Origin of the sequence: Micromonospora sp. NPDC050187, assembly GCF_044459745.1 — a bacterium.
Lineage (GTDB): Bacteria > Actinomycetota > Actinomycetes > Mycobacteriales > Micromonosporaceae > Micromonospora.
The window spans coordinates 33,148-53,457 of record NZ_JBITJH010000002.1 but is presented as its reverse complement, the minus strand read 5'-3'; the positions used below and the strand labels follow the sequence as shown (position 1 = coordinate 53,457).

At 71.8% G+C, this 20,310-nt stretch carries 19 protein-coding genes; 8 read left to right on the top strand and 11 right to left on the bottom strand.

Features of this window, described 5'->3' with window-relative positions; all coding sequences use genetic code 11:
- Positions 1-114: 114 nt before the first annotated feature.
- The 5 genes from ACIBJE_RS03495 to ACIBJE_RS03475 all read right to left on the bottom strand — a co-directional run bounded on the left by ACIBJE_RS03495 (position 115) and on the right by ACIBJE_RS03475 (position 5,427).
- Positions 115-795 (bottom strand): thymidine kinase, encoded by a 681-nt coding sequence (locus tag ACIBJE_RS03495; RefSeq protein ID WP_396743460.1) that lies wholly within the window; start codon positions 793-795, stop codon positions 115-117.
- Positions 796-870: 75 nt separating this feature from the next.
- Positions 871-2,256: an MFS transporter gene (locus ACIBJE_RS03490; RefSeq protein WP_396742352.1), complete on the bottom strand. Its 1,386-nt coding sequence runs from the start codon at positions 2,254-2,256 to the stop codon at positions 871-873.
- Between the two features lie 16 nt (positions 2,257-2,272).
- Positions 2,273-3,034: a glycerophosphodiester phosphodiesterase family protein gene (locus ACIBJE_RS03485; protein ID WP_396742350.1), complete on the bottom strand. Its 762-nt coding sequence runs from the start codon at positions 3,032-3,034 to the stop codon at positions 2,273-2,275.
- A 307-nt stretch (positions 3,035-3,341) separates the two neighbouring features.
- Positions 3,342-4,475, bottom strand: a complete 1,134-nt coding sequence (locus ACIBJE_RS03480; protein ID WP_396742348.1) for a calcium:proton antiporter — start codon at positions 4,473-4,475, stop codon at positions 3,342-3,344.
- A gap of 175 nt (positions 4,476-4,650) precedes the next feature.
- Complete coding sequence (locus ACIBJE_RS03475) at positions 4,651-5,427, bottom strand: lysophospholipid acyltransferase family protein (RefSeq protein WP_396742346.1); 777 nt, start codon at positions 5,425-5,427, stop codon at positions 4,651-4,653.
- 192 nt (positions 5,428-5,619) lie between these two features.
- Between ACIBJE_RS03475 and ACIBJE_RS03470 the strand changes: the two genes are divergently transcribed.
- Positions 5,620-7,035: a cytochrome ubiquinol oxidase subunit I gene (locus tag ACIBJE_RS03470; protein WP_396742344.1), complete on the top strand. Its 1,416-nt coding sequence runs from the start codon at positions 5,620-5,622 to the stop codon at positions 7,033-7,035.
- 15 nt (positions 7,036-7,050) lie between these two features.
- On the top strand, positions 7,051-8,049 hold the full coding sequence (gene cydB, locus ACIBJE_RS03465) for a cytochrome d ubiquinol oxidase subunit II (RefSeq protein ID WP_396742342.1): 999 nt from the start codon (positions 7,051-7,053) through the stop codon (positions 8,047-8,049).
- A 65-nt stretch (positions 8,050-8,114) separates the two neighbouring features.
- Here cydB and ACIBJE_RS03460 read toward each other — a convergent pair whose 3' ends face one another.
- The gene (locus tag ACIBJE_RS03460; RefSeq protein WP_396742340.1) at positions 8,115-8,927 is read right to left on the bottom strand and encodes a hypothetical protein; all 813 of its coding nucleotides are present in this window, start codon (positions 8,925-8,927) and stop codon (positions 8,115-8,117) included.
- 190 nt (positions 8,928-9,117) lie between these two features.
- Entirely contained in the window at positions 9,118-9,822 is a 705-nt protein-coding gene (locus ACIBJE_RS03455; RefSeq protein ID WP_396742338.1) for a hypothetical protein, read from the bottom strand.
- Positions 9,823-9,998: 176 nt separating this feature from the next.
- Between ACIBJE_RS03455 and ACIBJE_RS03450 the strand changes: the two genes are divergently transcribed.
- On the top strand, positions 9,999-10,733 hold the full coding sequence (locus ACIBJE_RS03450; protein ID WP_396742336.1) for an SDR family NAD(P)-dependent oxidoreductase: 735 nt from the start codon (positions 9,999-10,001) through the stop codon (positions 10,731-10,733).
- A gap of 536 nt (positions 10,734-11,269) precedes the next feature.
- Positions 11,270-12,265, top strand: a complete 996-nt coding sequence (locus ACIBJE_RS03445) for a tyrosine-type recombinase/integrase (RefSeq protein ID WP_396742334.1) — start codon at positions 11,270-11,272, stop codon at positions 12,263-12,265.
- 33 nt (positions 12,266-12,298) lie between these two features.
- Here ACIBJE_RS03445 and ACIBJE_RS03440 read toward each other — a convergent pair whose 3' ends face one another.
- Positions 12,299-13,078 carry an endonuclease/exonuclease/phosphatase family protein gene (locus tag ACIBJE_RS03440; RefSeq protein ID WP_396742332.1) on the bottom strand — a complete coding sequence of 260 codons (780 nt, stop codon included), beginning with the start codon at positions 13,076-13,078 and terminating at the stop codon, positions 12,299-12,301.
- 192 nt (positions 13,079-13,270) lie between these two features.
- Between ACIBJE_RS03440 and ACIBJE_RS03435 the strand changes: the two genes are divergently transcribed.
- Positions 13,271-14,029: a sulfite exporter TauE/SafE family protein gene (locus tag ACIBJE_RS03435; protein WP_396742330.1), complete on the top strand. Its 759-nt coding sequence runs from the start codon at positions 13,271-13,273 to the stop codon at positions 14,027-14,029.
- A gap of 32 nt (positions 14,030-14,061) precedes the next feature.
- Positions 14,062-14,217: a hypothetical protein gene (locus tag ACIBJE_RS03430; protein ID WP_396742328.1), complete on the top strand. Its 156-nt coding sequence runs from the start codon at positions 14,062-14,064 to the stop codon at positions 14,215-14,217.
- Here ACIBJE_RS03430 and def read toward each other — a convergent pair.
- Positions 14,200-14,706, bottom strand: a complete 507-nt coding sequence (gene def / locus ACIBJE_RS03425) for a peptide deformylase (protein ID WP_396742326.1) — start codon at positions 14,704-14,706, stop codon at positions 14,200-14,202. The two genes, ACIBJE_RS03430 and def, sit on opposite strands and share 18 nt — an antisense overlap.
- 151 nt (positions 14,707-14,857) lie before the next feature.
- Between def and pip the strand changes: the two genes are divergently transcribed.
- The gene (gene pip, locus ACIBJE_RS03420) at positions 14,858-15,808 is read left to right on the top strand and encodes a prolyl aminopeptidase (protein WP_396742324.1); all 951 of its coding nucleotides are present in this window, start codon (positions 14,858-14,860) and stop codon (positions 15,806-15,808) included.
- Positions 15,809-15,823: 15 nt separating this feature from the next.
- Here pip and ACIBJE_RS03415 read toward each other — a convergent pair whose 3' ends face one another.
- On the bottom strand, positions 15,824-17,011 hold the full coding sequence (locus tag ACIBJE_RS03415; protein ID WP_396742322.1) for a chorismate-binding protein: 1,188 nt from the start codon (positions 17,009-17,011) through the stop codon (positions 15,824-15,826).
- A 123-nt stretch (positions 17,012-17,134) separates the two neighbouring features.
- Between ACIBJE_RS03415 and ACIBJE_RS03410 the strand changes: the two genes are divergently transcribed.
- Positions 17,135-17,335 carry a DUF5999 family protein gene (locus tag ACIBJE_RS03410; RefSeq protein ID WP_088983917.1) on the top strand — a complete coding sequence of 67 codons (201 nt, stop codon included), beginning with the start codon at positions 17,135-17,137 and terminating at the stop codon, positions 17,333-17,335.
- Positions 17,336-17,447: 112 nt separating this feature from the next.
- On the opposite strand, the gene gcvP is transcribed toward ACIBJE_RS03410, so the two are convergent.
- The gene (gene gcvP / locus ACIBJE_RS03405; RefSeq protein WP_396742319.1) at positions 17,448-20,270 is read right to left on the bottom strand and encodes an aminomethyl-transferring glycine dehydrogenase; all 2,823 of its coding nucleotides are present in this window, start codon (positions 20,268-20,270) and stop codon (positions 17,448-17,450) included.
- Positions 20,271-20,310: the final 40 nt, after the last annotated feature.

Sequence of the window (20,310 nt, the reverse complement as noted above, 5' to 3'; positions counted from 1 at the left end):
GCCCGGTGCCGTCCCGCGTGCCGGTTGAGAGCGGTAGGGCGGGGCGAAAGGTTGGCGCGGCGACCGGATCCCTTGATCACGTTCTGGTCACGGCGGGGGGGCGTGCCGGTGCGTTCAGTCGCGGGGGCCGAGGTCGCCAGTGCGGTGGTGGCGGCGGCAGAGCACCTGGTAGCGGACCCGCGCGTCGGGGACGGTGTCACCGATGACGACCTGTTCGCCCTCCCGCACCACCCGTCCGCCGACGACGCGGGCGTTGAGCAGCCCTTCCCGGCCGCACCAGCAGAGCACCTCGACCTGGATGCGGGCGACGGAGTCGGCGAGTTCGAACAGCCGCTGCGCGGCGGGGAAGAAGCACGACCGGAAGTCGGTGGCCAGGCCGAAGGCGAACACGTCGACGTCGTCGTGGTCGACCAGTTCGGCCATCTGCTCGACGTGCGCGACGCTGTAGAAGGACGCCTCGTCGCAGATGAGGTAGTCGATGCGTTCCCCGTCGGCCCACCGCTGCCGCACCAGGGCCCGCAGGTCCAGGTCGTCGGTGACCTCGATGGCGTCGTGGGCGAGACCGATGCGGGTGGTGACCCGGGGCCCCAGGGACCGGTCGATGCGGGTGGTGACCAGTCCCCGGCGGCCCTGCCGGGCGTGGTTGTAGTTCATCTGGAGGGCCATCGTGGACTTGCCGCAGTCCATCGGCCCCCAGAAGAACTTCAGCGCCGCGGCGTGCAGCGGACGCCCGTCGGCCCCGCGCGTGGCGGCGCAGACGGGGGTGTCCTGCTCACCCGGCAGGGGTCGGGCCAGGCAGGTGGGGGCGGCGGGGTCGAGGTCGGTCACGGTCGGGCAGCCTATCTGATCGACCGTGACCGATTGGCTTGGTCAGAGGACGCGCGGCGGGGTGTTCCCGGCGGCGATGATGGCCCGACGCACCGGCACCGCCGCCAGGAGCAGGAACCCGACCACGAAGAAGATCAACAGGGAGACCAGCCCGACCCGGTAGGAGTTGGTCAGCTGGAACACCAGCCCGAACGCCAGGGGCCCCAGCCAGCTGGTGCCCTTGTCGCTGATCTCGTAGAAGCCGTAGTACTCGCCCTCCCGGCCGGCGGGGATCAGCTGGCTGAACAGCGACCGGCTCAACGCCTGGCTGCCACCGAGCACCAGACCGATGCCGGCGCCGAGGATCATGAACGGCACCGGCGCCTCGGCGGGCAGCCGGAACGCGGCGAGGATCACCGCCGTCCACAGCACCAGCGACAGCAGCACCGTCTTCCACGCGCCGATGCGGCGGGCGAGCGCGCCGAGCAGCAGCGCCCCACCGAAGGCCAGGAACTGCACCAGCAGGATCGTCACGATCAGCGTGGTCTGCCCCAGCCGCAGCTCCTCGGTGCCGTACTGGCTGGCCAGGGCGATCACCGTCTGGATACCGTCGTTGTAGACCAGGAACGCCAGCAGGAAGAACAACGTCAGCGGGTACGCCTTGACCTCCCGCAGGGTCCGGCCCAACTGCCGGAACCCGTCGACGAGCACGTTCCCGCCGGCGACGGTCGCCTCCACCGACGGGTGTTCCCGCAGCCACCGCAGCGGCACCAGGGTGAACAGCGCCCACCACAACCCGGCCGACACGATCGACCAGCGGGCCAGGTCCAGGGTGCGCTGGGCGGTGCCGTCGCCCAACGAGTTCACCACCACCAGGTTCACCCCCAGCAGCAACCCACCGCCGAGGTAGCCCAGCGCCCAGCCCCGACTGGAGATCGCGTCACGGTCGTCGGGGCCGCCCAGCTGCGGCAGGAACGAGTTGTACACCACCACACCCGCACCGAAGGCGATGTTGGCGACCACGAACAGCGCCCCACCCAGCAGGTAGCGGTCCCCGGTCACGAAGAGCATCGCCGTGGTCGCCCCCGCGCCGAGGAACGCGAACCCGGCCAGCAGCGGCTTCTTGTGCCGCGACCGGTCGGCGATCGCGCCGGTGACCGGGAGGACGAACACCGTCAGGAACACCGACAGCGACACCAGGTACGGGAAGTACGACCCGGCGGCGACCTTGACGCCCAGCGGGTACACGTACCCGGAGCAGGTGTCCGCGCCCAGCTCGCAGCCGGCGGCCACCTCCGTGATGCTGGTCAGGAACGGCCCCAGGAACACGGTGATGACCGTGGTGGAGAACGCCGACATCGCCCAGTCGTAGAAGTACCAGCCGGTGCGTTCCCGGCGGGTGCTCGACGGTGGGGTGCGTTCCGCCGGGGCGGCGAGGGTCTCGGCCATCAGGTCCTCGGATGGTTCAGGCGGCCCAGTGGCCGCGGCTGCGGTAGACGTCGCGCAGCACGCCGACGTGATCGGTCATGATGCCATCCACACCCAGCTCCAGTAACTCGTGCATCTCGTCAGGTTCGTCGATCGTCCAGACATGCACGTGCAGACCGAGTCGGTGGGCGTAGCGCACCAGCCGCCGGTCGACCACCGGCACCCGCCCGAACCGGACGGGCACCTGCGCGGCGACCACCGACGGCGGCAGCCGCAGCCGCTGCCCGGTCAGCGACGCCCACCGCAGCCGGGCCACCCCGCGCATGCCCAGCGAGGTGGCGACCTTCGGGCCCGCGAGGACCCGCAGCCGGGCCAGCCGGGCGTCACTGAACGAGGCGAGCAGCACCCGGTCACCAGCCCCGGCGCGGTCCACCGTCGCGACGGTCGGCTCCACCCCGCCGTCGGCCTTGACGTCGACGTTGAACCGGATCTCCGGCCAGGCGCCGAGGACCTCGTCGAGGCGGGGCACCACGGCCGCCCCACCGACCCGGACGGTGGCCAGGTCCGCCCAGCGCAGCGCGGCGATGCGCCCCCGTTCACCGGTGACCCGGTCGAGGGTCGCGTCGTGGAAGACCACCGGCACACCGTCGGCGGTGGCGTGCACGTCGGTCTCGACGTACCGGTAGCCGAGCGCGACGGCCCGGGCGAACGCCGCGGCGGTGTTCTCGTCACCCTGCGCGGCGCCGCCCCGGTGGGCGGAGGCCAGCGGGGCGGCCGCGTCGAGGAAGGGGTGGGACACGCCGGCAGTATGCTCCCCGCCGGTGGCCGGCAGGTGACCGGCCGGCGACCACTGCGGGCGGTGCCGAACATCGGATACTGCGTACCGCCGCGCGGGCCGACTCGGCCGCGACCGGCGGCGGGCCCGTACCCGGCAGACCGTCCCGGACGCCGAACCCGCCCGGGTGGCCGGCCTGCTGGAACGGCTGGCCGTCGTGGCCGCGCCGGTGGCACCGATCACCACCGCGGTCACCGAACTGCTGCGGGTGTTCCACCCGGCCTGACGTCCCCGGGCGGGACCTCACCGACGACGGGGTGCCGGACGGCGGTCACGGGTTCGCGGCGAGGAACAGGTAACTCGCGCACAGCGACAGATGCACCCAGGCCTGCAACAGCGTCGCCCGGCCGGGCATGATGGTGAGGATCCCCACCGCGGCGGTCAGGCCGAGCAGCACGATCTGGGTGGCTCCGAGACCGAGCACCAGCGGCCCGTCGAGCCAGAGCGAGGCGATCGCGATCGCCGGGATGGTCAGCCCGATGCTGGCCATGGCCGACCCGAGGGCCAAATTGAGGCTGATCTGGGTGCGGTCGCGGCGGGCGTTGCGGGCCGCGGCGAGGGTCTCCGGCAGCAGCACGAGCAGGGCGATGACCACACCGACGACCGGCCGGGGCAGTCCCGCGTCGGCCACCACCGCCTCGATGGTCGGCGACTCGACCTTCGCCAGGCCCACCACCGCGACCAGCGCGACGATCAGCAGCGCGAAGCTGCCCAGGGCGGTGGTCATGGGCGGCACCGGGGCGTGCTCGTCGTCCCCCACGGCGTCACCCCGACGACGGCGCGAGGGCGACGAGGCGAGGACCTCGCGCGGCGGCGGCAGGAAGTAGTCGCGGTGCCGCACGTTCTGCACGAACACGAACGTCGCGTACAGGAACAGCGACGACACCGCGGCGAACGCCAACTGCGGCCCGGTGAACGCCGAACCGGGGCTGCCGGTGGTGAACGTCGGCAGGACCAGGCTCAGGGTCGCCAGGGTGAGCACCGTCGCCAGGGCCGCGCCGGTGCCCTCCGGGTTGAACACCACCACCCGCCGCCGTACGGCGGTCAGCAGCAACGACAGCCCGACGATGCCGTTGCAGGTGATCATCACGGCGGCGAAGACGGTGTCCCGGGCCAGCGTGGCGGTGTCCGGGCCACCGGACACCATGAGGGTGATGATCAGGCCGACCTCGATCACGGTCACCGCGACGGCGAGGATCAGCGACCCGAACGGCTCCCCGACACGGTGCGCGACGACCTCCGCGTGGTGCACCGCGGCCAGGACCGCGCCCGCCAGCAGCACCACGACGACGACCTCCACCAACGGCGGCAGGACGCGACCCCAGACCACGGCCAGCGTCACCACGGCCAGCAGCGGCACCAGCGTCGCCGGTGCCAGCAGGGGAAAGCGGGTCGGTGCGCGCATGCGTGCCTCCACGGTTCGGCGCGGGCCGGATCCGCCACCGGGTACTTCGCCGGCAGCCGGAACCGCTCACCGTCCGGCGGGGCGGGACACGACCTGGGCGGCGGGCGGCTGCCCAGGCCATGATCGTACCGGAGCGGGGCAGCTCAACCCGGCTGCCGGTGCCGTAGTCCCCGGTTCAGGGACGCGCCGACCGCCGGTGCAGCCGGCTGGTGTCGGCCGGCCGGCCGGGATCGACGTGCCGGGGCCGGTCGGGCTCGTCCAGGCGCAACGGCACCAGCGCGTCGGTGACCGCGTCGATGATCCGGTCGGTGGCCCGCCGGGCCGCACCGGACGCCACCGGATCCACGTCGGCCAGGTCGACCGGCGCACCGAAGTGCACCCGGATCACCGGCCGCCGCCACAGCGCCCGCCACACCGCGCCCACCATGCCCTTCGGCGCCCGGTAGGGCAGCACCTCGTGCGAGCCCCACTGGGCGACCGGCACCACCGGCGCGCCGCTGGCGAAGGCCAGTCGGGCGGTGCCGGTCTTGCCGCGTTCGGGCCACATGCCGGGGTCCAGGCCGATGCGGCCCTCCGGGTAGACCAGGATCACCGACCCGGCGGCGACCGCGTCGGCGGCGTCGTGCAACGCCCGTCCCACCGCGGCGGTGCCCCGGTCGACGCGGATGTGCCCGGCGTGCCGCATCGCCGCGCCCACCACGGGCGCCCGGAACAACCCTCCGGTGGCCATGATCCGGGGCGCGATGCCCCGGGTCCGGCAGGCGGCGGCGAGCACGATCGGATCGAACGGGCTGATGTGGTTGGCGGCCAGGACCAGCGGGCCCGCGCGCAGCCGGTCGGGCACGTCGCCGCTGACCCGCAGGCGGGCCACGGCACCGACGACGAGGTACGCGAGCAGCTGCGCGGCGCGCCACAGCCACGGCGGCCGCCAGGGGGAGTGGGGTGTCTCCATCAGCGGTCGATGGTCGCACGTGCACGCCAACGGCGGGGGACCGGGCGGCGACGGCGGCTGCGGCGGGGGCGAGCGGCCGGGGTGAGCAGGGTCATTGGTCCCGGGACGGTTCGGGCCGCCCGGCCCTGCCACCCCTTCTACGACACCCGGTAGTATTTACTACGTCTCGTAGTACGACCTGGGGGGTTCCTGGTGGACGCGTTGGACGTCGCCCGCTGGCAGTTCGGTGTCACCACCGTCTACCACTTTCTCTTCGTACCACTCACCATCGGACTCTCCGTCCTCGTCGCCATCCTCCAGACCATGTGGCACCGCACCGGCGACCAGCGCTACCTCAAACTCACCAAGTTCTACGGCAAGCTCTTCCTCATCAACTTCGCCATGGGCATCGTCACCGGCATCGTCCAGGAATTCCAGTTCGGCATGAACTGGAGCGACTACTCCCGCTTCGTCGGCGACATCTTCGGCGCACCCCTCGCCATCGAAGCCCTCGTCGCCTTCTTCCTCGAATCCACCTTCCTCGGACTCTGGATCTTCGGCTGGGACCGCCTCCCCAAACGCATCCACCTCGCCACCATCTGGGCCGCCGCCATCGGCTCCACCTTCAGCGCCTACTTCATCCTCGCCGCCAACTCCTGGATGCAGAACCCCGTCGGCTACCGCATCAACCCCGACACCGGACGCGCCGAACTCACCGACTTCCTCGCCGTCCTCACCAACAAGGTCGCCCTCATCACCTTCCCCCACACCATCGCCGGCTGCTTCCTCGTCGCCGGCAGCCTCATCGTCGCCGTCGCCCTCTGGCACCTCATCCGCCACCGCGACCACGCCGACACCCCCACCTACCGCTTCGCCGCCCGCTTCGGCGCATGGGTCACCCTCGCCGCCACCGCCGGCGTCCTCATCACCGGCGACATCCAAGGCAAGATCATGACCGACGTGCAGCCCATGAAAATGGCCGCCGCCGAAGGCCTCTACACCACCGAAAGCCCCGCCGCGTTCAGCGTCCTCACCATCGGCAGCCTCGACGGCAGCCGCGAAATCTACGCCCTCAAGATCCCCCACCTGCTCAGCTTCCTCGGCACCGGCGACCCCAACGGCACCGTCCAGGGCATCAAAGACCTCCAGGCCCAGTACACCGCCCAGTACGGCCCCGGCAGCTACACCCCGATCATCCCGGTCACCTACTGGAGCTTCCGCATGATGATCGGCTTCGGACTCGCCGCCGCCGCCATCGCACTCTGGGTCCTCTGGGCCCACCGCAAGGGCCGCACCCCCACCGGAAAATGGCTCCTCCGCGCCGGCCTCGTCATGCCCCTGCTCCCACTCGCCGCCAACAGCTTCGGCTGGATCTTCACCGAGATGGGCCGCCAACCCTGGATCGTCTTCGGCGAAATGCTCACCCGCGACGGCGTCTCCCGCAGCGTCAGCCTCACCGAAGTCCTCACCAGCTTCACCGCCTTCACCATCGTCTACGCCACCCTCGCCGTCATCGAGGTCCGCCTCCTCATCCGCTACGCCAAGAACGGCCTCCCCGACGTCACCGAAAACCCCCCACCCGACGACGACACCGACGACGCCGACCGCCCCCTCGCCTTCGCCTACTGACCCCGGAGCCCCACCGTGGACCTCACCACCGTCTGGTTCGTCCTCATCGCCGTCCTCTTCACCGGCTACTTCATCCTCGAAGGCTTCGACTTCGGCGTCGGCGCACTCCTACCCGTCCTCGCCCGCAACGACCGCGAACGCCGCGTCATGATCAACACCATCGGACCCGTCTGGGACGGCAACGAGGTATGGCTCATCACCGCCGGCGGCGCCATGTTCGCCGCCTTCCCCGAGTGGTACGCCACGCTCTTCTCCGGCTTCTACCTGCCCCTCCTGCTCATCCTCCTCGCCCTCATCGTCCGCGGCGTCGCCTTCGAATACCGCCACAAGCGCCCCGAATCCACCTGGAAACGCCGCTGGGACACCGCCATCACCCTCGGCAGCATCGTCCCCGCCCTCCTCTGGGGCGTCGCCTTCGCCAACATCCTCCGCGGCGTCCCCCTCGACGCCGACCACGAATACACCGGAGGCCTCATCGACCTCCTCAACCCCTACGCACTCCTCGGTGGCCTCACCACCACCGCCCTCTTCCTCACCCACGGCGCCGTCTTCACCGCCCTCAAGACCACCGGCGACATCCGCCACCGCGCCCGCACCCTCGCCACCCGCCTCGGCACCCTCGCCGCCGCCCTCACCGTCACCTTCCTCACCTGGACCCTCACCATCCGCGGCAACACCACCGCCGTCATCCTCGCCACCGCCGCCACCGCCGCCCTGCTCGCCGGCCTCACCGCCGCCCGCGCCCGCCGCGAAGGCTGGGCCTTCACCGGCACCGCAACCGCCATCGCCCTCACCGTCGCCACCCTCTTCACCGCCCTCTTCCCGAACGTCCTGCCCTCCACCGCAGACCCCGCCGGCACCCTCACCGCCACCAACGCCGCCAGCACCCCCTACACGCTCGAGATCATGACCTGGGTGGCCGCCGTCTTCACCCCCGTCGTCCTGGCCTACCAGGGCTGGACGTACTGGGTCTTCCGCAAACGCATCGGCGTCGCCAACATCCCCACCCACTGACCCCCGGACAGCCCGCCCACGCCTCGGCCCACACGCCGACGGTGGCCACGACCTGCACGTCCACATCACACGCTGCGAGGGAAGTCCTTGCGCTTGATCTTGGCGCGACGGCCGTCCGGGTGGTGGAACACGATGCCCTCAGCCAGGTGACCAGGAGCGAACCGGCTCTCCAACTCGACCAGATACTCCCGCAGCCCGACGTAGCTGCGCGGCGCGTCCGGCAGGACGGGCACGTGCAGATTGAACGGCACACACGCATGCTCTTCCAGGCCCAGCGGGTTGCCCTGAACACGAGGACCGAGCGCCTCGCACGGATGCTCGCCGTCCGGCCAGTCCGACACGTCGGTGTTGCCGGCGGCGGCCAGGATCCACTTGTCCTCCGCGCCCTGCTCGTCGGTGTCGACATACCACCCGTCGACGATGCCCTGCTGCTTCTGCGCCTTGGTGGGATTGCGACGCTTCTCCACCCGCACCAGATGTCCAGAACGGACGGTGAGCCGCACATTCGTGCCATCGAGCTTCTCGGTCGGAGTCCCCTCACCGTCGAACACCCACGCGCACTCAGGCCGCGGGCGGTCAACCACCCGGAAGCGGTCGTCACGTTCGAACAGCGTGGGAATCTTCTCCATGACCTGCGTTCCCTTCCTGACGTGCCCGATCAGTTCCTCGGCGGTGATGAGCCCACTGGCCAGACCACTGGCCAGCGCGCGGACCAAATCGGCCACGGCGACATCGGCCTCGACGGCGACGTGCTTGAGCGCCTTCTTCTCCTCCGGCGAAATCCAGGCGACCAGCCGCGACCAGCCCTCCGGTGGAGACCACCGCGCCAGCTGACCGGGTGTCTTACGGGGCCGTCCGGGGCGCCTCACCTCGTCCATGCCCGAACCGTAGAAGCGGGATCATATTGTGTCAATTGGCATAACAGAAATTACGACACCTGGGAGCACCCGGCAGGAACGCCGACGACCCCCAGACGACACGTGGCGCAGAGCCGCCCCCAGGCAACCCCACGCCACGCACCCCCACGGTCAGCGACACCCACCCCGGCGCCCCCGACCACCACACCGATTAACCCGCCTCGCGCAACTCCGCTAACCGCGCCTCGATCTCCGCCAACTCCGCCCGCAACCGATCCGCCTGCTGCTCCGCCTCAGCCCGCTCCGCAGCCATGATCTGCTCCACCGCCTCCTGCACCCCCGGCACATCCACCAACGCCACCATCCGCAACGCCTCCGCCGGCTTCACCACGTACGGCTTCGCCAACGACTTGCTGCCCTGCTGCGCCGCCACCGTCCACTCGCCCTCCGCGTACTGCAACGTCACCGTCAACCCCGCAGGCGCCTTCGGCTTCGCCGCCTTCACCGCCCGCTTCGCCGGCTTCGTCTCCACCGCATCCACCTTCGGCTCCTCCCGCCGCTCATCCCCACGCGACTGCTCCGGCACCGGCGCACGCTCCAACACGAACTCCGGCTCCGCCGCCACCGGCTCCACGACGACCTCCGCCTCCGGCTTCGGCTCCGCCACCCGCCGCCCCGCACCACGCGGCGCGACCGCCACGTCAGCGGGGGAGAAGGGCAACTCGTCCCGCCCGAACCGCACCACCACGAACTCGTCCGACACCGCCGGGTCCGTCAGCTCCACCACCTGACCCACCTGCCCGGCAATCTGCCCCGCCGCAGCCGTGAACACCACCTTCGGCTTACGGCCCGCCGCCAACGCCTCCCGGATGCCCTGCACCTCGTCAGTGGACAACCCCTGACCCGCAGCCCCCATCACCAACCACCCTCTTTTCGGACAACTGTCGGAATTTCCTGCCTTTGATACCAGCCGCCACCGACACCCACCCCGCCGGGGCACCACCCACCCGACACCCCATCACCGACCACAACCGACGGACCCGCGCCACGGTAACCTCGGCCGACACCACCACAGCGGGGGAGAGGGGCACCGTGACGACACCGGTCACCGTCATCACCGGAGGCGGACGCGGCATCGGCGCCGCCACCGCCCGCCGCCTCGCCCACGCCGGCCACGACATCGCCCTCTGCTACCGCCGCGACCACGACGCCGCCACCGCCGTCCTGGCCGACGTGCACGCCGCCGGCCGCCACGGCATCGCCGTGCCCACCGACACCCGCGAACCCGACCAGGTCGCCCGCCTCTTCGACACCGCCGCCGACACCCTCGGCCCGGTCACCGGCCTGGTCAACAACGCCGGCATCACCAGCCCGATCGGACCCTTCGTCGACCTCACCGTCGACGACATCCGCCGTGTCGTGGACGTCAACGTCGTCGGCTACCTGCTCTGCGCCCAACAGGCCGCCCGCCGGATGACCGCCGGAGCCGCCATCGTCAACGTCTCCTCGGTCGCCGCGACCCTCGGCAGCCCGGGGGAGTACATCCACTACGCCGCCAGCAAGGCCGCCACCGACACCCTCACCGTCGGCCTGGCCAAGGAACTCGCCCCACGCGGAATCCGGGTCAACGCCGTCGCGCCCGGCATCGTCCGCACCGAGATCCACGCCCTGTCCGGCATGCCCGACCGACCCGACCGGGCGGCGGACCGGATCCCGCTCGGCCGCGCCGGTGAACCCGACGAGGTCGCCGCCGCCATCGCCTGGCTGCTCGGCCCGGAAGCGTCCTACACCACCGGTACGGTCCTGCGCGTCGCCGGCGGACTCTGACAGCCCGCCCGCAGGCGACGCGGAGGAGGGCCACAACCTCGTTACTTTACATAATGTACATTATCGAATCACTGCCGGGGCGGGCGGAAGAAGGGCGATCGGGGTCCGTCCGGCGCGTGTGACGCCCCTGGCCGTCGGTGCACGTCGCGCGGACGTCGAGGCGCCCCGCCGCGCCACCCTTCTGCGGCGGGCTCGGTCGTCTCGACGTCTTCGGCGACGACCGTGCGTCATCCACGTACGCGGGACGCCTCCGCGCCGAAGGCCGCAGTCACGCGTGTCGGACCGGCCGTGTCGCCGCGCTCGCAAACCCGCAGGACACAGAACGCGCGACGGCCCGCGCGGTGGACGTGGCCCGCCCGGCCAGAACCCGCGCAGCCGTCCCCCGCGTCCACGGTGCCCGGCCGACGAGTCGCCTGCAGGTGGACGACAGTCGGGCACGCGCGGCCGGGGCCCCGTTCTCGCGGCACCGTAACTCTCCGAATTCACCCCGCTCCCCTGGCGTGCCGTCAACCCGAAAAACCTGCATAATTACCCTTATGCATGAAAAAGCGGATGAAAAGGTCAGCACGTTGATCGAGGAGTTCCTGACCGCCCGGGCCACCCGGAAGCCCTCACCGCACACGCTCCAGGCGTACCGACGGGACCTGCTGGGCGTCGCCCGCCTGGCCGCCGAACAGGCCACCCCTCCCCTGTCCCCGGACGCGCTGCCGATCACCGCCCTCTCCCCCCGGTCACTGCGGGCGGCCTTCGCCGCGTTCGCCGCTCCCCGGGCGGCGGCATCGGTGCACCGCGCCTGGTCCACCTGGAACAACTTCTTCACGTTCCTCGTGGCCGAGGGCGTGGTGGCGGGCAATCCGATGCCGGCGGTCGACCGTCCCCGCGCTCCTCTCCCCCAGCCCAAGCCGCTGCGGGGCGACGACACACCGGAGCAGTTGCTCGACGCGGTGGCCCGGGCCGCCGGCCGGCAGCACGATCCGTGGCCGGAGCGGGACTTGGCGGTGGTGGCGTTGGCGCTGTGTACGGGCCTGCGGTTGTCGGAGCTGTTGGCGTTGCGGGTCGGGTCGGTGGCGGGTCGGCCGGGTGAGCGCCGGGTGGACGTGGCGGGTAAGGGTGGTCGCCCGCGGGTGGTGCCGGTCGAACCGGAGCTGGACGGGGTGCTGGCCGCGTATCTGGAGAGTCGGGTGCGGCGGTTCGGGGCGCGCTCGGTGCGGCCGGACTCGGCGTTGCTGGTGGATCGGCGGGGTGGGCCGTTGCGGCGGGGTGGCCTGCAGTACCTGGTGGACTCGTGTTACCGGCGGGCGGGGATCACGGACCGGGTGCCGGCGGGTGCGCGGTTGCACGCGTTGCGGCACACGTTCGCGACCCGGTTGGCCGAGGACGGGGCGAGCGCGGCGGAGATCATGCGGTTGCTGGGTCACGCGTCGTTGGCGTCGTCGCAGACGTACATCGAGGTGACGGCGGGTCAGCAGCGGGCGGCGGTGCGGTCGAACCGTACGCATCGGGTGTTGGTGGGTCTGGTGTCGGCGGGGTGAGTGGGGGGCTGGCTGGTGGCCTCGGCACGGGGGTCAGCCGAGGTCGACGACGAGGGGTCGGTGGTCGGAGATGGTGGAGGTGGGGGTGGTGACGGCGGTGACGGGTGGGAGTCGGTGGGCGTCGTGTCGGTCGACGAGGATGTGGTCGAGTTGGACGCGGGGTTGGGCGGCGGGGTAGGTGGGTTGGCGGCCGAGGGGTTGCCAGCCGGAGACGAGTCGGGTGGCGGTGGTGGGGAGGTTCAGGTCGCCGAGGAGGACGCGGGGTGCGGGGAGGGTGCGGAGTGCGCGGACGACCTGGCGGAGTTGGTGGGCGTTCCAGCCGGGGACGAAGGAGAGGTGGGTGGCGGCGGCGGTGAGGGGGCCGTGTGGGGTGTCGAGGACGGCGGCGAGGAGGACGCGTGGTTCGTCGTGGAGCAGGAGCAGTCCGCCGCCGGGGCCGGGTACGTAGACGGGGGATCGTACGGGTGCGGGTCGTAGTCGGGTGACCTGCCAGGTGCGGACGGGGTAGCGGCTGATGAGGCCGACGCCGTAGCAGGGTTCGCCGTGGCCGTCGTCGTCGTGGGTGAGGGGGCGGAATCGTTCGCCGGGGGTGCCGACGACGGCGGCGGCGAATCGGTGTTCGGGGGCGTGGAGGGCGCGGGCGGCGATGGCGGTGAGGTCGAGGTTTCCGCTGCGGGTCTGGTCGCGGTCGACTTCCTGGAGGGCGAGGATGTCGGCGTCGAGGGCGGTGACGGCGGCGGTGAGGCGGTCGGGGTCGACGAGTCCGTCGGCGGGTGATCGGCCGTGCAGCAGGTTGAAGGTGGCCAGGCGCACGTTATGCACGATACGTGGTGGTGGGAGGGTTGCCGGGTGGTGAAGGCGCTGGTGTGTTCGGTGTTGGTGTTCATGGCGGTCGGTGTGGCGGGGTTGTGGGTGCGGCGGCGTCGTGGCCGGTGAGGCTGCCCACAGGCGGTCTCGTGGGGGTGGGTGGGGTGGGGAGAATGGCGGCCCGTGGATGCTGTGTCGTTGACGACCCTGCTGACTGCGGCTGCCCTGGCGGGTTGGGTGGATGCCGTGGTGGGTGGGGGTGGGTTGTTGTTGTTGCCGGCGTTGTTGGTGGCGGCGCCGGGTGTGCCGGTGGCGACGGCGTTGGGGACGAACAAGTTGGCGGCGATCGCGGGGACGTCGACGGCGGCGTTGACGTATGCGCGGCACACGAAGATCGACTGGTCGGTGGCGGGTCCGGCGGCGGGGTTGGCGGTGGTGTGTGCCGGGGTGGGTGCGGCGTTGGCGGGGGCGGTTCCTGCGGGTGCGTACCGGCCGGTGGTGTTGGGGGTGTTGGTGGCGGTGGCGGTGTTCGTCGCGGTGCGGCCCCGGTTGGGGGTGGTGGCGTTGCCGGAGCGGCGGACCCGGGGGCGGGTGGTTGCGGCGGTGGTGGTTGCCGGTGGTGGTATCGCGTTGTACGACGGGTTGATCGGTCCGGGTACGGGGACGTTTCTGGTGGTGGCGTTCACGTTGCTGGTGGGGGCGGATTTCGTGCACGGTTCGGCGATGGCGAAGATCGTCAATGCGGGTACGAATCTGGGTGCGTTGGTGGTGTTCGGGTTGGCCGGGCATGTGTGGTGGTGGCTGGGGTTGGCCATGGCGGTGTGCAACATCGTGGGTGCGGTCGTGGGTGCGCGGATGGCGTTGCGGCGTGGTGCGGGGTTCGTGCGGGTGGTGTTGCTGGTGGTGGTGTTGGCGTTGTTGGGGAAGTTGGGTTACGACCAGTGGTTGGCCGGCTGACTTGACGGGCGGGGCGGTTCCGGGTGGGCGGCGTGGTGGCGCATCGCCGGCTGGTCGACCATGTGGCGTTGAACGTGCGGGCGGACAACGTGGCGGCGTTGCGGCTCTACGGGCGCCTGGGGTTCACGCCGGTGGCGGAGTACGGGGAGTTCGCGTTGTCGGTGTGGGGGTCAGTGGCGGCGGGGTGAGTCGTAGCGGCCGGCGCGGATCTCCCGTAGTGCCCGGCGGCGGGTGTCGCCGCGGAGGGTGTCGACGTAGAGGGTGCCGGCGAGGTGGTCGGTTTCGTGTTGCAGGGCGCGGGCGAGGAATCCGCTGCCGGTGATGGTGAGTGGTTCGCCGTGTTGGTCGACGCCGTGGGCGGTGGCGTGGAGGGCGCGGGGGGTCGGGAAGTACAGGCCGGGGATGGAGAGGCAGCCCTCGTCGTCGTCCTGGAGTTCGGTGGACAGTTCGAGGGTGGGGTTGATCAGGTGTCCGCGGTGGCCGTCGGCGTCGTAGACGAACACCTGGGCGTTGACGCCGATCTGGGGGGCGGCGACGCCGGCGCGGCCGGGGGCGCCGAGGAGGGTGTCCATCAGGTCGGTGACCAGGGCGCGTAGTTCGGCGTCGAAGCTGGTGACGGGTTCGCTGGGGGTTCGCAGGACGGGGTCGCCGATGATGCGGATGGGGCGCATGGTCATGGCGGAAGGTTAGCGTCCGGGTGCGGGGGGTGTGCTGTCCGGTCGGTGGGCGACGGGGTCGGTGGGGTGGTGGGAAACCGGTCGTGGGTGGGGGTCGGGGCGGTCATCATGATCGGTTCGGATTCGTTCACGAGGGTGAGGAGGACCGCCCATGTATCCGTCGTTGCGGGCGCACGCGGAGGGGATGCTCGATGTCGGTGAGGGGCATCGGGTGTTCTGGCAGGTCGGTGGGAATCCGGACGGGAAGCCGGTGCTGGTGGTGCATGGGGGGCCGGGGTCGGGGTGTGCGCCGGGGTGGGCGCGGTACCTGGATCCGGAGCGGTACCGGATCGTGTTGCTGGATCAGCGGGGGTGTGGGCGGAGCACGCCGAGTGCGGGTGACGTGTCGGTGGATCTGTCGACGAACACCACGGACCGTCTGGTGGCCGACATGGAGCGGCTGCGGGAGCACTTGGGGGTGTCGCGGTGGTTGGTGTTCGGGGCGTCGTGGGGCAGCACGTTGGGGTTGGTGTATGCGCAGCGGCATCCGGAGCGGGTGTCGGAGGTGGTGTTGTTCAGCGTGACGTTGGGGACGCGTCGGGACATCGACTGGATTTGCCGGGACATGGGGCGGGTGTTCCCGCAGGAGTGGGCGCGGTTCCGGGACGGGGTGCCGGTGGCGGACCGGGAGGGGTGTCTGGCGGACGCGTACGCGCGGTTGTTGGCGGATCCGGATCCGGTGGTGCGGGAGCGGGCGGCGCGGGACTGGTGTGCGTGGGAGGACACGCATGTGGGGACGGTGCCGGGTCATCGGCCGGATGCCCGGTATGCCGATCCGGTGTTCCGGATGGTGTTCGCGCGGTTGGTGACGCACTACTGGCGGCATGGTTGTTTCCTGGCCGAGGACGAGGTGCTGCGGGGTGTGGGGCGGTTGGCCGGGATTCCGGGGGTGCTGGTGCACGGCCGGTTGGACGTCAGTAGTCCGGTGGACGGGCCGTGGCGGTTGGCGCAGGCGTGGCCGGGGGCGCGGTTGGTGTTGGTGGAGGCGGCTGGGCACGGGGCGTCGGGGCCGGGGATGGCGGAGGCGGTGACTGCCGCGTTGGACGGGTTCGCGTCGTCGTGAGTCCGTCGGGCGGGGTCAGGGTTTGGCGAGGGCGGCGCGGAGCGGGGCGGCTTTGGCGGCGGCTTCGGCGACCTCGGCGTGGGGGTCGCTGTCCCAGGTGATGCCGCCGCCGGCCCACAGGTGCAGGTGGTGGGGGTCGGCGGCGGCGGTGCGGATGGTCAGGCCGAGGTCGATGTGGCCGGGGCCGATCCAGCCGAGGGCGCCCATGCTGGCGCCTCGGCCGACGGGTTCGGTGGCGGTGATCTGGGTGAGGGCGGCGAGTTTCGGGGCGCCGGTGACGGAGCCGCCGGGGCAGACGGCGCGGAGCAGGTCGGCGAGGCCGAGGCCGTCGGCGACGGCGGCGGAGATGGTGGATTCGGCCTGCCACAGGTCGCACCAGCGGCGGATGGCGAAGAGGTCGTCGACGCGGACGCTGCCGGTGCGGGCGACGCGGGCGAGGTCGTTGCGTTCCAGGTCGACGATCATGATGTGTTCGGCGCGTTCCTTGGCGGAGGCGAGCAGGTCGCGGTGGCCTTGGGTGGTGGCGGGGCGGGTGCCCTTGATGGGGCGGGTGAGGATGCGGCCGGCGGTGACCTCGACGAGGGTTTCCGGGGAGGCGCAGCCGATTGCCCAGCCGTCTCCGTGGAGGGTGCCGCCGTAGCGGGCGCCGGGGAGGGCGCCGAGGCGGGTGAGGGCGGGCAGGGGGTCGCCGGTGTAGGGGGCGGCGGCGTGGCCGACGAGGTTGACCTGGTAGACGTCGCCGCGGGCGATGGCGGCGCGGACGGTGTCGACGGCGGCGGCGTGCTGGTCGGGGGTCCAGCTGGGTTGCCATGGGCCGAGCCACCAGGGTCGGGGTGGGGGTGGTGGGGTGGGCTGGTGGGTGTGGGCGTGGACGACGACGGCGATGTCGGGCAGGGCGGGTGCGGGGGTGGGTGGGCCGGGTGGGGAGCCGGCCATGAGGGCTCCGGCGGTGGCGGAGACGTACAGGGAGGCGCCGCAGACGCCGGTGGGGTCGTGGTGGGTGGGGCGGGTCAGGTCGTTCACGGGCAGGCCGTGGGCGGTGAGGAAGTCCTGGACGATGGTGGCGGGGTCGCCGCCGTCGGTGGGGCGCCATTCGAGGCGGGCGTGTTCGACGAGGGTGTGCCGGCAGGTGGGTGGGGCGGCCGGTGGGTTGCTCACCCGCCGTGAAAGGGCTTCCACGCCGTCCGGTCCATGGGGGATCATCCGTTCAGCGGAATTCCGGGCAGCTCTGCGTATAGCTGCTCGATGTCGTGCACTTCCGCTTGGTACTGTGCGTCACTGGTCATGTGAACCATGACACAGTGCCCCCACAGTGCGGAGAACCCGATGTGCCAGCACCAACCCACCTGCCCCTCCGCTGAGGCGACCGACCGGGAAGCCGCCCGGATCCTCGCCTGTTTTCCCGAGCAGGGCTGGAGCCTGCTCTGCAACGGCGTGATTGTCTTCGAGGACACCGGCGAGCTGCTTCCCGACGGCCGTACCATCGCCCCGCACCGCGGGCCCGCCCGCCACGCGCTCGCCGCCTGACGGCGACACCGCGACCGCCGCCCGGCCGGCGTCCGCGCTGGTCCAGGCTAGACCCCGGAACACGCGCCACACCGGCCGGGGCGGCGTCATCACCGCTCCGGCGCGGTCCGGCTCACTCGGCGAACGCCTCCGGCGCCGGACACGAACACACCAGGTTCCGGTCGCCGTACGCTCCGTCGACCCGCCGCACCGGCGGCCAGTACCGTCCCATCCGGTCCACGCCGGCCGGGTACGCGCCCACCGACCTCGGGTACGGGTGCGGCCACTCGTCGGCCGACACCATCGCCGCCGTGTGCGGGGCGTTCGACAGCGGGTTGTCCCCCGCCGGCCACTCCCCCGACCCCACCCGGTCGATCTCCGCCCGGATGGCGATCATCGCGTCGCAGAACCGGTCCAGTTCGGCCAGGTCCTCGCTCTCGGTCGGCTCCACCATCAGCGTGCCCGCCACCGGGAACGACATCGTCGGCGCGTGGAACCCGTAGTCGATCAGCCGCTTGGCCACGTCGTCCACGCTCACCCCGGTCGCCTTCGTCAACGGCCGCAGGTCCAGGATGCATTCGTGCGCCACCAGGCCCTTGTTGCCGGCGTACAGCACCGGGAAGTGGCCGCGCAGCCGCACCGCCACGTAGTTCGCCGCGAGGACCGCCACGCCGGTGGCCCGGGTCAGCCCCTCGGCGCCCATCATCCGCAGGTACGCCCACGGGATCGGCAGGATGCCCGCCGACCCGTACCGGGCCGCCGACACCGCCGGCCGGTCGGCGTCGTGCCCGCCGACCGGGTCACCGGGCAGGAACGGCGCCAGGTGCGCCCGCACCGCCACCGGCCCGACGCCCGGACCACCCCCGCCGTGCGGGATGCAGAACGTCTTGTGCAGGTTCAGGTGCGACACGTCCGCCCCGAACCGGCCGGGCTTGGCGTAGCCGACCAGGGCGTTGAGGTTCGCCCCGTCGACGTACACCTGACCACCGGCGTCGTGGACCTTCGCGCAGAGCTGCGCGATGCCCGTCTCGTACACGCCGTGCGTCGACGGGTACGTCACCATGATCGCCGCGAGGGCGTCCCGGTGCTTGTCGATCTTCGCGTCGAGGTCGACCAGGTCCACGTTGCCGTCGGCGTCGCAGCCGACCACCACCACGCGCATCCCGGCCATCACCGCGCTCGCCGCGTTCGTGCCGTGCGCCGACGACGGGATCAGACACACGTCCCGGTGCTCCTCGGAGCGGCTGCGGTGGTACGAACGGATCGCCAGCAGTCCCGCCAGCTCTCCCTGCGAACCGGCGTTGGGCTGCACGCTCACCGCGTCGTAGCCGGTCACCTCCGCCAGCCAGCCCTCCAGCTGGGCAACCAGGTCGCGGTACCCGGCGGTCTGCGCCGCCGGCGCGAACGGGTGCAGGTGGGCGAACTCCGGCCAGCTCACCGGCTCCATCTCGGTGGTGGCGTTCAGCTTCATCGTGCACGACCCCAGCGGGATCATGCCCCGGTCCAGGGCGTAGTCGAAGTCCGCGAGGCGACGCAGGTAACGCAGCATCGCCGTCTCCGAGTGGTGGCGGTGGAACACCGGGTGGGTGAGGATGTCGCCGGCACGCGCCAGCGCGGCCGGCAGCGCCGTGTCCACCGCACCGGTCACCGGCTCCACCCCGAACGCCGCCCACACCGCCTCCAGGTGCACGCCGGTGGTCGTCTCGTCGCAGGAGATCCCCACCCGGTCGGCGTCGACCAGCCGCAGGTTCACCCCCCGCTCGGCGGCCTTCGCGACCACCTGCGCGGCCCGCCCCGGCACGTGCGCGCACACCGTGTCGAAGAACGGCACGTCCGCGACGGCCACCCCACCGGCACGCAACCCGGCCGCCAGCCGCGCCGCCATGCCGTGGGTCCGCGACGCGATCTCCCGCAGCCCGTCCGGGCCGTGGTAGACGGCGTACATGCCGGCCATCACGGCCAGCAGCACCTGCGCGGTGCAGATGTTGCTGGTCGCCTTCTCCCGACGGATGTGCTGCTCGCGGGTCTGCAACGCCAGCCGGTACGCGGGGTCGCCGGCGGCGTCGCGGGACACCCCCACCAGGCGGCCCGGCAGCATCCGCTCCAGGCCGGAACGGACCGCCAGGTAGCCGGCGTGCGGGCCACCGAAGCCCATCGGCACCCCGAACCGCTGGGTCGTGCCGGCGGCGATGTCCGCGCCGATCTCACCCGGCGCGCGCAGCAGCGTCAACGCCAGCAGGTCCGCCGCGACCGTCACCAACGCACCGGCGGCGTGCGCCGCCGCGACCAGGGGGGCGTGGTCCCGTACCGCGCCGGACGCCCCCGGGTACTGCAGGTGCAGGCCGAAGAACTCCGCGGGCAGCTCGTCGACGTCGACGTCGACGACCCGCACCTCGATGCCGAGCGGCTCGGCCCGGCCGGCGATCACCGCGACGGTCTGCGGCAGGGTGTCCGCGTCGACCACGTACACGTTGCTCTTCGTCCTCGTGGCGCGGCGGGCCAGGGTCATGGCCTCCGCCGCGGCGGTGCCCTCGTCGAGCATCGAGGCGTTCGCGGTGGCCAGGCCGGTCAGGTCGGTCACCATGGTCTGGAAGTTCAGCAGCGCCTCCAGGCGGCCCTGGCTGATCTCCGGCTGGTACGGGGTGTAGGCGGTGTACCAGGCCGGGTTCTCCAGCACGTTACGGCGGATCACCGCCGGGGTGTGCGTGCCGTGGTACCCCAGCCCGATCATCGACACCGCGACGGTGTTCCGCGCGGCGAGGGCCCGCAGCTCGGCGATCGCCTCCCGCTCGCTGGCCGGGGCCGGCAGGTCCAGGGTGCCGTGCCAGCGGATCACCTCGGGGATCGCCGCGTCCATCAACTCCTCGACGGAGCCGTAACCCACCGTCTCCAACATCCGGCGCTCACTGTCCGGGTCGGGGCCGATGTGACGGGCGACGAACTGCTCTACGGTCATGGGCTGTGCTCCCCGGGGGCCAGGTCGACGGATCGGCCTC

What these genes read in the sequence shown, in the direction of transcription:
- ACIBJE_RS03490 (WP_396742352.1), bottom strand. Translation starts at nt 2,256, where the DNA reads ATGGCCGAGACCCTCGCCGCCCCGGCGGAACGCACCCCACCGTCGAGC.
- ACIBJE_RS03410 (WP_088983917.1), top strand. Translation starts at nt 17,135, where the DNA reads ATGTGCCAGCACCAACCCACCTGCCCCTCCGCTGAGGCGACCGACCGG.
- ACIBJE_RS03415 (WP_396742322.1), bottom strand. Translation starts at nt 17,011, where the DNA reads ATGATCCCCCATGGACCGGACGGCGTGGAAGCCCTTTCACGGCGGGTG.
- ACIBJE_RS03460 (WP_396742340.1), bottom strand. Translation starts at nt 8,927, where the DNA reads ATGGACGAGGTGAGGCGCCCCGGACGGCCCCGTAAGACACCCGGTCAG.
- gcvP (WP_396742319.1), bottom strand. Translation starts at nt 20,270, where the DNA reads ATGACCGTAGAGCAGTTCGTCGCCCGTCACATCGGCCCCGACCCGGAC.
- ACIBJE_RS03455 (WP_396742338.1), bottom strand. Translation starts at nt 9,822, where the DNA reads ATGGGGGCTGCGGGTCAGGGGTTGTCCACTGACGAGGTGCAGGGCATC.
- ACIBJE_RS03445 (WP_396742334.1), top strand. Translation starts at nt 11,270, where the DNA reads ATGCATGAAAAAGCGGATGAAAAGGTCAGCACGTTGATCGAGGAGTTC.
- pip (WP_396742324.1), top strand. Translation starts at nt 14,858, where the DNA reads ATGTATCCGTCGTTGCGGGCGCACGCGGAGGGGATGCTCGATGTCGGT.
- def (WP_396742326.1), bottom strand. Translation starts at nt 14,706, where the DNA reads ATGACCATGCGCCCCATCCGCATCATCGGCGACCCCGTCCTGCGAACC.
- ACIBJE_RS03480 (WP_396742348.1), bottom strand. Translation starts at nt 4,475, where the DNA reads ATGCGCGCACCGACCCGCTTTCCCCTGCTGGCACCGGCGACGCTGGTG.
- ACIBJE_RS03475 (WP_396742346.1), bottom strand. Translation starts at nt 5,427, where the DNA reads ATGGAGACACCCCACTCCCCCTGGCGGCCGCCGTGGCTGTGGCGCGCC.